Origin of the sequence: Ruminococcus champanellensis 18P13 = JCM 17042 (assembly GCF_000210095.1) — a bacterium.
Taxonomy (GTDB): Bacteria; Bacillota; Clostridia; order Oscillospirales; family Ruminococcaceae; genus Ruminococcus_F; species Ruminococcus_F champanellensis.
The window spans coordinates 2,195,936-2,209,420 of sequence record NC_021039.1; the positions used below are offsets into that span (position 1 = coordinate 2,195,936).

The 13,485-nt window shown below is 54.0% G+C and carries 10 protein-coding genes; 3 read left to right on the forward strand and 7 right to left on the reverse strand.

Annotated features, from left to right (window positions below; genetic code table 11):
- Positions 1–9 precede the first annotated feature (9 nt).
- Positions 10–702, forward strand: coding sequence for an ABC transporter ATP-binding protein (locus tag RUM_RS10075; RefSeq protein WP_015559006.1), 693 nt, complete (start codon positions 10–12; stop codon positions 700–702).
- The gene (locus tag RUM_RS10080; protein ID WP_015559007.1) at positions 699–3,515 is read left to right on the forward strand and encodes an ABC transporter permease; all 2,817 of its coding nucleotides are present in this window, start codon (positions 699–701) and stop codon (positions 3,513–3,515) included. Before RUM_RS10075 ends, RUM_RS10080 begins: the two co-directional genes overlap by 4 nt.
- A 68-nt stretch (positions 3,516–3,583) precedes the next feature.
- Here RUM_RS10080 and RUM_RS10085 read toward each other — a convergent pair whose 3' ends face one another.
- From RUM_RS10085 to RUM_RS10115, 7 genes are all read right to left on the reverse strand, one after another.
- Complete coding sequence (locus RUM_RS10085) at positions 3,584–5,470, reverse strand: ABC transporter ATP-binding protein (RefSeq protein ID WP_015559008.1); 1,887 nt, start codon at positions 5,468–5,470, stop codon at positions 3,584–3,586.
- Positions 5,470–7,212 carry an ABC transporter ATP-binding protein gene (locus RUM_RS10090; RefSeq protein ID WP_041326408.1) on the reverse strand — a complete coding sequence of 581 codons (1,743 nt, stop codon included), beginning with the start codon at positions 7,210–7,212 and terminating at the stop codon, positions 5,470–5,472. Before RUM_RS10090 ends, RUM_RS10085 begins: the two co-directional genes overlap by 1 nt.
- Positions 7,213–7,225: 13 nt before the next feature.
- Entirely contained in the window at positions 7,226–7,726 is a 501-nt protein-coding gene (locus RUM_RS10095) for a MarR family winged helix-turn-helix transcriptional regulator (protein ID WP_041326409.1), read from the reverse strand.
- Positions 7,727–7,871: 145 nt separating this feature from the next.
- Positions 7,872–8,753 (reverse strand): zinc ribbon domain-containing protein, encoded by an 882-nt coding sequence (locus RUM_RS10100; RefSeq protein WP_015559009.1) that lies wholly within the window; start codon positions 8,751–8,753, stop codon positions 7,872–7,874.
- A gap of 17 nt (positions 8,754–8,770) precedes the next feature.
- Complete coding sequence (locus RUM_RS10105; RefSeq protein ID WP_015559010.1) at positions 8,771–9,985, reverse strand: 6-phosphofructokinase; 1,215 nt, start codon at positions 9,983–9,985, stop codon at positions 8,771–8,773.
- Between the two features lie 110 nt (positions 9,986–10,095).
- Positions 10,096–11,010 carry a cation diffusion facilitator family transporter gene (locus RUM_RS10110; protein ID WP_015559011.1) on the reverse strand — a complete coding sequence of 305 codons (915 nt, stop codon included), beginning with the start codon at positions 11,008–11,010 and terminating at the stop codon, positions 10,096–10,098.
- A 188-nt stretch (positions 11,011–11,198) separates the two neighbouring features.
- Complete coding sequence (locus RUM_RS10115; protein ID WP_015559012.1) at positions 11,199–12,710, reverse strand: sialate O-acetylesterase; 1,512 nt, start codon at positions 12,708–12,710, stop codon at positions 11,199–11,201.
- 219 nt (positions 12,711–12,929) lie between these two features.
- Here RUM_RS10115 and RUM_RS10120 point away from each other — a divergent pair, with 219 nt between their 5' ends.
- A complete protein-coding gene (locus RUM_RS10120; RefSeq protein WP_015559013.1) occupies positions 12,930–13,472 on the forward strand; it encodes a hypothetical protein in 543 nt (180 codons plus the stop codon).
- The last annotated feature ends 13 nt before the right edge of the window (positions 13,473–13,485 follow it).

Here is a 13,485-nt window from a genome sequence, read left to right on the forward strand (position 1 = left end):
GGGATTCTGATGGATCATACATACGTTGTAGAAACCAAAAATCTTGTAAAGGTGTATGGACGGGGAGAAACCACTGTCCGGGCGGTGGACGATGTGACCATGCAGATTGAGCCGGGAGAATTTGTTGCGTTGGTGGGGGAAAGCGGAAGCGGTAAAACCACTCTGCTGAACCTGCTGGGGGCGCTGGATACGCCCACCTCCGGTGAGATCATCATTGGGGGACAAAGCCTTGCCGGTCAGTCGGATGCACAGCTTTCCGCATACCGGCGCCGGAATGTGGGATTCATATTCCAATCCTACAATCTGATCCCGGTGCTGAATGTGGCGGAGAATATTGCCCTGCCCATGAGTCTGGATAACCAGGAGGTGGATCAGGACTATTTGTCTGAGCTGCTGGAGATTCTGGGGCTGACGGATCGACGGGATTATTATCCCCATCAGCTGTCCGGCGGTCAGCAGCAGCGTGTTGCCATTGGCAGAGCCTTGATTGCAAAGCCCAAGCTGCTGCTGGCGGATGAGCCGACCGGAAACCTGGACAGCCGGAACAGCCGGGAGATTGTGACCCTTTTGCAGAATTCTGTGCGGAAGTATAACCAGACCCTGCTGCTGATTACCCATGACGGGCATGTGGCAGCCCATGCTGACCGGGTGCTGCATATGCTGGACGGCAGGCTGTGGGACGGTGCAGAGGAGGGCGTATGAAATACTTACTGAAAATGTCCTGGCGGTTTTTGCGGGAACAAAAGCTGCGCACCTTTCTGACGGCGGCATGCCTGACGCTGGCGGTGTTCGTGGTGGGAATCTGCGGTGTATTCGGCAGCTCCGCCTTGTACAGTGTCCGGAATCTTTACCGGGTAGTGTACGGCAGCTACCACTTTCAGGTGAATGCATCCGCACCGGATGGCAAACAGATCACGCCGGAGGGCTTTGATGTTCTCCGGCATCACGATGTCATTGAACAATATGGGGAGATCTATTTCTACAGTCCGGAGATTTTTGCATACGACCAGACGTTGCCCATGAACTATAATACGCTGTATAACGCAGAGCCTGGCACCCGTTTGAATTGCTGGCGCATTACGCTGGATGATTATAGCTGCACAACCGTCAACAGCCATTCCTCCGACTTTCTCAATTACGATGCAAATCTGATGCAATTGCTCGGTCAGGATCGGAGCATCTTTCCCCGTTCTCCCATCGGCCGTATGCCGGAACAGGCAGGGGAAATCGTCCTGCCCCTGGACATGCGGGAGGGGCGGTATGATTCCTGGCTGAAGATGATCGGAGCGGAATCCCAGGTCAAGGGCAAGGGGTATCAGATCGGGGATACGATCCACATTACCATACAGAACGGAACCACTGCCTATTCCGGCAGCATGACAGAGGACCAGGAAATGTTGCAGACCGGTGCATCTGTGGAGGCAACTTATCGGGTAGTGGGCTTTGGGGAGTATGGTATGTCTGCTGTTATACATACTTCTGACACGCAGCTGAGCGCCCTGCAAAGCGCCACGCCGGCGGTTGCCTACTGCCGGATCCGGGATGGAGTGGATTATACGTCCACCCTCGATTCACTGATGAAAGAGGTGGGACTGGGTAGCATTCTGGATGCCGAAGACCAACTGACCCAGAACGAGGAACTGCTGACCATGGAACTGCGTGGGGATGACGCTATGATGAAATTTGCTGGAATTTTCGGTCTTGTATTCCTGCTGGGCATCTTCCTGTTTTTCTTTATCCGCCTTGTCATCGACAACGCCTTTGAAATGTCCACACAGGAACGGGTGCGGCAGTTTGCGATTTTGCGGACAGTGGGTGCATCCCGGTGGCAGATTGCCGTCATGGTCATGCTGGAGGGGATTCTGTATGCTATAGTAGCCATCCCTTTCGGCATGGGAGGTGCCTGCCTGCTGGGGTACGGAGATCTGGAACATTTCTGTGCCAGCGTGAAAAATCTTGGCTCTGAAACAGCGGTGGAATACTTGTCCTGTGTGCAGTTTCACCTGTATGCGCCCGTTATGCTGCTTACCGTGCTGATTGCCCTGTGGTCCATTCTGATCTCGGCGTACACCTCTGCCATGTGGGCGGCAAAGGTGGATCCCATGCAGGCGGCTCAATTCGGCAAACCCAAGAAGGAGAAAAAGATCCGGCACAAAGTATGCAGAACCCGGCATCGGTTTGGCTTTGCCCTGTATTTTGCCCGACTGAACCAGAAGCGCAACAAGAAGCGTTACCGGATCACCATGTTCTCCGTTGCTATGGGCATGGTTATGTTTATGACCTGCTACGGGCTGAACCGGACGATTCAGTATATCCTGCGTGTGCAAATGGCAGGTATATATGATGTCAGAGCGTCTGTCAGTGCGGAGCGGTATACCGCTGCAGAGGGGCTTGCCCAAATCCGGAAAAGTGGTATGTTTACGGATTGTTATGTTTCTGATAGGGTGACATTGAATGTGGATTTGTCCGGACTTGCCGAGAGCCGACTCGGAGAAAACCATGCGGAGTATCCGGATGTATATGATGCTACGGAGCTGGGGGTGTTCTTCCAGCCCGTGGATCAGACGGAATATGAAGCAAAGTATCAGAAGGTCGTGGGTCTGAGTTACGCAGATTTTTGCAGCAGCGGCGGCTTGTATCTGGGAAGTACCGCGCTGGTGTATGTAGAACGGGATTCGGGTTTATCTGCCGGATATCACAGGGAGGTGGAGCTTTTGAAACCCTCCGCTGAGCCGATCCAGGCAACGCTGTTGGTAAATAAGATCCCAAAGGATCCGGAGAAGCCGGATGGAGAATTTGAACCGATCTTGGAAGCAGTTACCATTTCCGGTGTCTTTGACAGTGCAGGCTGTTCCGAGCTGATAGGGGAAATCACCTATAACTCCAGCCCCACGCTATATGGTATCGTGGACGTGAATCGATTTGAGGAATACTGTTTTCTCCGGGATTATCAGGGGGAATGGAAGCGAGATGTCACCCACTACACAATGAACTATGCTCCCGGTCAGCAGCAGGAGGCAAAGGAGTGGCTTGCCCAACAGCAGCAGGCGGGCTTTTTAACCGAGTATGACGGGGAATGCTCGGCGGAAGTGGAGACCACCCAGTTTGTGTTGGATCTGTTCACCCGACTGTGCTACCATTTTGTGCTGATCCTGCTGGGCATCAGCGTGTTCACCATTATGAACACTATGAATACAGCCATTCTGAACCGACGGCACGAGTTGGGGATGCTCCGGGCAGTGGGCATGTCCGCCAAGCAAATACGGCTGACTTTGCTCAGTGAAGCCTGCCGGTATGTGGTGCAGGCGGCTGTTGGCAGCAGCCTGGTTGCCGGGGGAATCTGCCTGTACCTGGTGTATTCCAGCTTCTACACCTCACGGTGGATCTGGTTTCTATTGCCCGGCGCACTGATTGCGCTTGGGGTTGGATTGGTCTTTGCGGTGCTGTCCACTCTGGTTCCACTCCGGAGCCTGGAAAAGAGCGATGCCGCACAGGTGATCCGGGAAATCAACTAAAGGTATTTGCCTATAGAAAAAGCGCATGGTTCAAACAAACCATGCGCTTTCGTGTTTGGTATCCGGGATCAGCTTAGCTCGAACATTCCCGTGTACAACTGATAGTATTTGCCTTTCTGTGCCAGCAGGGTTTCGTGATTGCCTCGCTCGATGATCTGTCCGTGCTCCAGCACCATAATGGCGTGGGCATTCCGGATGGTGGACAGCCGGTGGGCGATCACGAATACGGTTCTGCCCTCCATCAGCCGATCCATACCCTTCTCGATCAGGGCTTCGGTTCTGGTGTCAATGGAGCTTGTTGCCTCATCCAGAATCAGTACCGGGGGATCCGCCACAGCCGCCCGGGCAATGGCAAGCAGCTGCCGTTGACCCTGACTCAGGTTGATGCCGTCGGAGGTCAGCATGGTCTGATAGCCCTGGGGCAGGTGGGTGATGAAGCCGTGGGCATTGGCAAGCTTTGCCGCTGCAATGACCTCTTCGTCCGTAGCGTCCAGCTTGCCGTACCGGATATTGTCCATTACCGTGCCGGTGAACAGGTGGGTATCCTGGAGCACCATGGACAGGGAGTGCCGCAGGTCGTCCTTCTTGATCTTGTTGATGTTGATGCCATCGTACCGGATCTTTCCGTCCGGCACATCGTAGAACCGGTTGATGAGGTTTGTAATGGTGGTTTTCCCAGCACCGGTGGATCCCACAAAGGCAATCTTCTGACCGGGGGTTGCATACAGGCTTACATCCTTCAGAACTGTCTTGTTGGGCTCATAGCCGAAGGTCACATCGTCAAATTCCACATTGCCAGCCACCCTTGTATAGGTCAGGGTGCCGTCATGATGGGGATGCTTCCATGCCCAGATACCGGTGTGGTGATCGGTTTCCGTCAGAGTTCCGTCCGACGCAAGCTCTGCGTTTACCAGCGTTACATAGCCGTCATCCACCTCCGGCTCCTCATCGATCAGACGGAAGATACGCTCTGCACCAGCCAGGGCGGTCAGCACCGCATTGAACTGTTGGGACAGCTGGGTCACCGGCTGGGAGAAGCTTCTGGTGTACTGAAGGAATACCACAACCGTACCAAGGCTCAGCACCCCGTTGATGGCAAGGATACCGCCTACGATGGCTGTCACTGCGTAGTGCACATGGGACAGGTTTCCCATAATGGGCATCAGAATGTTTGCAAAAGTGTTTGCGTTGGTGGCTGCATCGCAAAGATCCGCATTCAGCGCATCAAATTCCGCCTTGCATTCCGGCTCGTGGCAGAATACCTTGACCACCTTCTGTCCTTCGATCAGCTCCTCAATATAGCCATTGACCTTACCGATTTCCTGCTGCTGTTTCTTGAAGTATGCGCCGCTCTTGCCACCGATCTTGGCAATGATGAACAGCATCAGTATCAGAGTCAGGATCACCAGGATGGTCAACTGCCAGCTGTAGTAAATCATCATGATGAATACGCCCACCACCGTAATGGAAGAGGAGATGAACTGGGTCACCGTATTGCTGAGCATTTCACGGATGGTGTCCGTATCGTTGGTGTAGTGGCTCATCAGATCCCCGTGGGCATGGGTGTCAAAGAACCGGATGGGCAGATGCTCCATCTTGTTGAACATATCCGTCCGGATCTTGTACAGTGTCCGGGTGGCAATGCTGATCATGACCCGCTGATAGAAGTAGGTGCATGCGGCACCGATTAGATATACGCCTGCCATCAGCAGCAGGGTGCGGATAAAGCCGGTCATCAGCTCCGAGCTGTATGCCTTGAGCATGGGCTCCAGATAATTGTCGATAACCTTTTGCAGGAAGGATGTGCCGATGATCTGTGCCAATGCACTGCACAGAATAGCAAGGAACACACCGATCAGCAAGCCCTTGCTTGCCGCCATATACTGAAAGATCCGCTTTAAAGTTGCCCCCACGTTCTGGGGCTTTTGCATGGGTTTTCTGTTGGGCCCCGGCATTACAATCCCTCCTTTGCTGCGCCGCTTTGCTGGCTGTTGTAAACTTCCTGGTAGATCTCATTGCCCGCCAGCAGCTCCTCGTGGGTGCCGAATGCATCGATCCTGCCATTGTCCAGAACTAAGATCCGGTCTGCATCGCAAACGGAGGAAATACGCTGTGCAATGATAATGGTAGTGGTATCCTTCAGCTGCTCCCGGAACGCTTGCCGGATCTTGGAGTCCGTTGCGGTGTCCACAGCGCTGGTGGAATCATCCAGAATGATGATCTTGGGCTTTTTCAGCAGTGCCCGGGCAATACAAAGCCGCTGCTTCTGACCGCCGGAAACGTTGGTGCCGCCCTGTTCGATCATGGTGTCATAGCCGTCCGGGAATTGGGTGATGAAATCGTGAGCCTGCGCCGCTTTGCATGCGGCAACCAGTTCCTCATCCGTTGCGTTGGCATCCCCCCACCGGAGGTTTTCCTTGATCGTTCCGGAGAACAGCACATTTTTTTGCAGTACCATAGCCACTTCATTCCGCAGGTGATCCAGGGTGTAATCCTTCACATTGTGACCGCCCACCAGCAGTTCGCCGCTGTATACATCATACAGCCGGGGAATCAGCTGCACCAGGGTGGTCTTGGCAGAGCCTGTGCCGCCAATGATACCAATGGTTTCACCCGGGTGAATGTCCAGGTTGATATGGCTCAGGGTCAGGTTTTCCCCGTCCTTGGCGTAGCTGAAGCATACATCCCGGAAGGAGATGGAGCCATCCTCACACTTGAGATCCGGGTTGGTCCGATTGTCCTTGATGTCGATGTCCTCGTCGAAGATTTCCACTATACGCCGTGCGGAAGCCAGAGAGATGATGGTCATAATAAACACCATGGCGATCATCATCAGGGACATGAGGATCTGGGTCACATAGGAAACGAAGCTGGACAGCTCACCAATGGCAAAGGTGCCGCCGATGACCATCTTTCCGCCGAACCAGAGTACCGCCAGAATACAGCCATACATGCAAAGCTGCATAATGGGCATATTCAGGATGACCAGCTTTTCCGCCTGCATCTGGGTACGGCGTACTTCATCCGCATTGGCTTCAAACTTGCTGATTTCCTTGGGCTCCCGGACAAATGCCTTTACCACCCGGATGCCGGTCAGGTTCTCCTGTACGGAGGCATTCATGGTATCGTAGCTGCGGAGCATTCTTTCAAAACGAGGCATTGCACGGGAAGCGATCAGATACAGGGAAATGCCCAGAATCGGGATCGCCACCAGGAATACCACTGCCAGTTTTGCATTGATGAGACAAGCAAGGATCAGAGCGCTGATTAACATGATGGGGGCACGGACAGCCATGCGGATCATCATCATAAAGGCATTCTGTGTATTGGTCACGTCCGTTGTCAGACGGGTCACCAGGGATGCGGTGGAGAACTTATCCATGTTGGCAAAGGAGAAATCCTGTACCTTATAGAACAGCTTTGCCCGGACGTTCTTGCCGAAGCCCATTGCCGCCTTTGCGCCCAGCTTGCCACCCAGCGCACCGAAGCACAGGGACAGCAGCGCCATACCGATCATCAGGCAGCCCATTCTGACGGTGTAGCTGATGCCGCCATCGCCCTGGATTCCCACGTCAATGATCTTTGCCATGACCAGGGGGATCAGTACCTCCATGACAACCTCACCAATCATGACGATGGGCGTCAGAATCGCGTATTTTTTGTATTCTCCCACACAGGAGAGTAGTTTTTTGATCAAGTTCGGTTCCTCCTTACTTCGCTTGCTCCATCACCCGGTTGAGAAATGCCTGCATGGCAAAGAAATTGTCCGGGGGCAGTTCCTCTCCGATATGCTGCGCCATGTTCTGGGCGATCCGATCCAGGTAATTTGCCAGGGTGTTTAGTTCCTGTTCACTGAATCCGGAAAAAGCCGCCTCCTCAAAGGCGTCAAAGGGCGCCTTATGCAGCTCCAGCGCGCGTTTGCCTTCTTCTGTAATGGACAGCTGCTTGCACCGCAGATTTTCCTCATTTATGGTTTTGGTCAGATAGCCTGCCTTTTGCAGGCGTTTTGTGGAAGTGGCAATGGACGCAGGGGTCACATGCAGCGCTTCTGCCAGATCCACCTGTGTGCATCGGTCATGCTTCCAGATGTACAGCAGCACCGGCACCTGGCCGAAATGCAGGGTGGTGTTGTTGGTGAGCTGCTGTGAAAACATCCGCCGAAGCAGATGTACCCGTTCCATCTTTCCTACCAGACCACTGTATGATTTCAATGGGCATCCTCCTTCCATTACTAGCTAACAATTAACCGTTTAATTGTTTTCTACCATTATAGTATATCCTGCCCGGAAAGTCAATCGGCATACCTCACAAAAGAAATTGACCTTTCCTTTGCGGGAAAGGTCAATTTGATGATGTTTATTGACGAGTCAAAATCACAAAATCGGTTATGTTGATGCCCGTAGACGAATTGTACGAATACAGGCACAGGGTGTTGGAATTCACAAGCTCCAGATACAAATAGTCGGTTTCTCCGTTTTGCACAGCCTGGAGCAGATGGGTATCCGGATCGTAGGAATAGGGGAGACTGTCCGACATCATCTCCTGTCCATTGGTCGAAATATTCAATGTCAGCTTCCCGTTGGTGCCAATGGTGAGGATCGCTTGCATAGATTCCTCAAGTCCCAGATCATCCGGAGACATGGTCCAGTCTCCTGTGACAGAGGACAGAGGTAATGGATTTGCCGGACGCAGCGGCGTGACCCCTGTGTCCGGTTTGGTTCCGGTGGCAGTCGTCTTTGCAGGCTTCGTATTCTGGGCCGGTGCGTCCGTCGTGACGGTCGGTGCAGTTGTTGTGGCGGCTTCTGTTGTGACTTCCTCCGGCTGTGTGGTGACGGTGGTTACGGTGGTAGTTTCCGTGGTGGTCGTGGATGCAATGGTTGTCATAACAGGCTGGGTATGGGTTGTGGTGGTAATGAGATCGATCACCAGGGCATTGCTGTCACGGGAGCTTTCCTCCGGCTGTTTGTCCCGGGTCATGTAATAGATCACACCGGCTGCCAGACCGATCACTGCAAGCAGCAGGAGCATGGCTACGATCACCGGTTGCGGAGAGTGTTTAGGTTCTTCCGTTTCCTCCGGCATAGTCAACTGCACTTCTTCCGGCGTATCCTGCATGCTCTGGGGCATGGCAGGTGCCTGTTCCGGCTGGGAGACAGGCTGATCCGTCAGCAGTTGTCCGCAGTGGTTGCAGAAGATGGATTGCTCTGGATTGTCCGTACCACAGTTTTTACAAGTCATAGAAATTCCTTTCTGGATTACAGAATAAAATGCACCGGCATGCCGTTGCGCATGATGGGCTGCCGCTCCCCCTGGATCAGGGGCAGGAAGTAGGGGATCGCCTCGTCACAGACTCCGTTGCCGTCAGGCGTGATCCATTCCTGGGGAAACAGACGGATCCGGTTTGCCACACGCTGTGCCTCCACAGCGGAAATGGTGATGTCGTAGGGCGCATCTCCGGTACGCTGCAATGTCATCATACAACCGCTTTTGCCCTCCAGCATGGTACACAGGGCGCAGGCTCCCACCTGCAAGGATTCGGAAATATCTGTTTCAGAGGCAAGATGCGCTGCACAGCGCTGCATCACGTTCAGCTCGATGGAGCGCACCTTACAGCCCAGATGCTTCCGCACCATATTTTCCAGGTATTTGCCCACACCAGCCAGATACTTGTGCCCGAAGGCATCGTTCTCACCGGACTGGAAATCATCCGCAGCATATCCGCCCTCGCTGAGGCGTACCCCTTCGGAGACTGCTACGATCACGGACTTGTGACTTGCGTGCATCCGGCGCACATCCGACATGAACCGTTCTGTGCTGAAGGGGATCTCCGGCAGGTAGATCAGATGGGGTGCCTCCAGACCGTTATGATGCAACAGGCAGGTGGAGGCGGTGAGCCAGCCGGCATCCCGTCCCATGATCTCCACAATGGTGACAGAGGGCAGGTTGTAGACCGCACTGTCCTGGGCGATTTCCGCCAGGGTGGTGGTCACATACTTCACTGCGGAGCCGAAGCCCGGTGTGTGATCCGTATACATCAGATCATTGTCAATGGTTTTGGGAATGCCAATGACACGGATAGGGCTGTTGACGGAGGTAAGATATGCCGACAGCTTTGCCACTGTATCCATGGAATCATTGCCGCCGATGTAGAAAAAGGCGTCAATGCTATGGGCTTTCAGAGCGTTGTGAATGGTTTCATAGGGTGTGGTATTCTCCTCCGCAAGGGGCAGCTTTACCCGGCAGGAGCCTAACGCAGTGGAAGGGGTGCGGCAGAGCAGATCCACCTGTTTCGCATCCGGCAGCAACGTGCGCAGATCTACCAGGCGCTCATGGAGGATACCCTCAATGCCGTTGCGGGAGCCGTAGATTTTTTCAATTTCCGGATGCTTGCATGCTTCCAGGTATACGCCTGCCAGGGTGGCATTGATGGCGCAGGTAGGGCCGCCGGATTGTGCGATAACGATATTCATATTCTATTCCTCACAATTTTTATTTTGCAGCATGCGGCTCGGATCCCGCTGCGGCAAGTGTATCCCCGTCCGGTCTTGTGAGAGAGGGAACCGGACAGGGCGCAGGGTTATTATGCAGGGGCATGGGTATCCGGAGCGGAGGATTCCGCCGGGTTCACATGCACCATGCAGTGCTTGATGGAGGGGAACTTTTCCTCCAGTCTGTCATGTACATTTTGCGCAATGGCGTGGGAATCCTTGAGCCGCAGATTTTCATCGGCGCTGATCTCCACGTCCACATAAATTTTCGGCCCGAACATACGGGTGCGCAGATCGTCCAGCCCCAGCACATCCGGAACTGCCAGAATCTCCTCTGCCATAGCCTCCTCCACCTTGGGGTCACAGGCACGGTCGATCAGCTTGCTGACTGCATCCCGGAGAATGGAAACAGATGCTTTGAGGATAAACAGACAGATGACCACGCTTGCCACTGCATCCAGCACCGGGAAGCCCAGTCTTGCGCCGAGAATGCCCACCAGGCTGCCCACAGAGGAGAACGCATCGGAGCGATGGTGCCAGGCGTCCGCCTTCAGAGCATCGGAGTGAATCTGCTTGGCGTAATGCACCGTGTAATGGTACATCATCTCTTTGATAACAATGGACAGGATCGCTGCCACCAGCGCAAGCATACCGGGGATCTCCAGTTCCGCATTTTTTCCGCCGATGATGTCACAGACTCCCACATAGCCGATGCCAAGTCCGGTTACCAGCAGCACCAGCGCCAGGACGATGGCGGCAAGGCTCTCAAAGCGCTCGTGGCCGTAGGGATGATCCGCATCCCGCTCCTTGCTGGAGATGTTGACGCCGATCATGACAATGATGGTGGAAAATACGTCGGATGCAGAATGCACTGCATCGGAGATCATGGCATTGGAATGGGCGATAATACCCGCAAAAAGCTTGAAAGCGGACAGGGCGATGTTCCATACAATGGAAACGACAGATACATGCATGGCGATTTGCTTGCTTGTTTGCTGCTGCATCATAGGATGCCTCCTTTTATGTCTGCAAAAGTATAGACAAAGCCGGCAAGTGAACCTTATGCGGTATTGCCTATGTTACTTCATTATAGGTTTGCAGTTATGAAAAGTCAACAGTTTCCTATGGCTAATTCTGTGTTTTTCAGCAGTCTATACAAGAAACTCATGCAAATCTGTGTAGGATGCAGAAATTCTTACAGGGCATCCTGTGGGCTGGTGCGGAAGGGGGCAAGGGGTATGCCATTTTTGCTGAATACCTGTACCTCCATATAGTTTGTCCAGGCGTACCTGCCGTAAACCGGCTCAGAGATCCCCTCTGCACGCAGTGTGATCTGGTTTTCTCCCAGCACCGCCTCTGCCGGGTGGAAGATCCGGTCTGCGCCAGCCAATTCAAAGCCCGTGGGATGCTCCACAGGCAGAAAGCCCTTGGGAGCGCCGGTGAGCCGGATATGCATTGTGTTGCCGGTCACATAGCTGTCCCGGAACATGGGCGTATCCTGATCCGGATCCTGGATGCCATAGGCAACCTGCATTGCCTGGATCGCAAGCCGTTCTCCCACCGGTTCCTTGTCAGTTGGGTGAATGTTGTCCAGCTCGCCGCAGTCCGGGATCACAGCAATGCCCGTATGCTTTACGGTCTGGTATGCCCGCATCTGTGCCTCCCGGATCAGGCACCAGTGCTTGTGATCCGCATCCTGCTTGTAGCGGAACATGGGAAGCTGAACAAATACAAAGGGCAGGGTATCGTCTTCCCAGTCCTGCCGCCACTGTCCGATCAGCTCCGTAAACAGCCGGTAGTACAACTGGGGACGGTGATCGTCGGATTCTCCCTGATAGTACAGGAATCCACGCAGGGTATAGGGGCAGACCCGCTGCAGCATGGTTTCGTACAGACCCGCCGGGCGGTACTCGTTCTTCGGCCCCATGGGCCCCGGAAACAGGCACTTGCCGCAGACCTCCTGTACCTTGTCCCAGGAGTAGTCCGGATGCTCCTGGTAACAGGCATCCTTTTTCCGGTTCCACTCCTCCGAATAAGCGAGGTATTCGTCAAATTCCCGGATGTGCTGCTCCAGCGTTTTGCCCTCCATGGCCTTGTCCAGGTCATCCAGATAGGGGCGCAGCTCGGTGCATGCCTCCAGTCTCTGCCTGCTCATCCAGTTGGCTGCGGAGGTGCCGCCCCAGTTGCAGCCGATGATGCCCACAGTGACACCAAGCCGCTGGGCAAGGCGACGGGCGCAGTAGAATGCCACCGCAGACCATGCCCGGCTGTTTTCCGGGGATGCTTCCGCCCAGCAGGTGTTTTCCTCGATGGACTCAAACTGTGCATCCCGATAGCGCTGCTTCTGGGTGTAGTAATACCGGACGGGAACCTGTGGCGTCAGAGTCGCCAGGACTGCCTCTCCGTTTTTGGCGTTTTGCAGCTCCAGTTCCATATTGGACTGCCCTCCTGCCAGCCACACTTCCCCAAGCATGACATTTACAAAGGTGATGGTTTCCCCACCGCTGGTCAGCTGCATTTCATAAGGCCCGCCTGCTTCCATAGGTGGCAGCTGGATGCGCCATGTGCCGTTGGAAACAGTGCCCTTGACGGTGATACCGTTGAAGGAAACGGCAACCGCATCGTGGCTGGAGCTGCCCCAGACTGCAATGGGCTTTTGACGCTGCAATACCATGTGGCTGCTGAAAATCGCTGCTGCTTTGAACATGTGATTGCCTCCTGATTCAGAGCATCCTCCGGCGCCTGCTGAAGGAAACTCCTTATTGTAGCCTTTATGCGTATATAGATATAGTATAGCATGGATATCGGCGAATTGCAAGAAATCTGACCGAATTGCCTCTACATGTTTGACAGACATACACATTACACATTGACAAACCCGGATTCATTTGGTATACTTATTATAATTACATGAAGGAGGCGGAGCATGCAGCGAATCAGCTACCGGGTGGCACTGGGCGGAATCATCACAGCCCTGTGTCTGCTTCTGATGTTTCTGACCGGCGTCATGCCTCTGCTGTACCTGGCACTGCCCATGGTGGCTGGGGCACTGCTGCTGATCATCGTATCAGAGATCGGCACCGGCTGGGCGGTTCTGACCTACGCAGCCGTCAGTTTGCTGTCCATCTTCGTCACATTTGACAAGGAAGCAGCACTGATCTTTATCCTGTTTTTTGGACATTACCCCATTCTCCGGCAGCAGCTGGAAAAGCTGCCAGGAAAAGCGTTGGTTTGGCTGGGGAAATGCCTGACAGCAGGGATCTGTTTTGCTGCGGATTATTACGCCACCATCTATGTGCTGGGGCTCAAGGAGCTTGCGCAGGAGTTTGCTGGACTTGGCAGATACGCACTGCCGGTGATCTCCGTGCTGTTGCTCGGCATGTTCCTGTGCTATGATTATGCGCTTGGGGGCATGCTCCTGTTCTACCGGAACTGGTTCAAGCCCAAAATCCTTGGGAGAAGCAAATAAAACTGTATAAAAA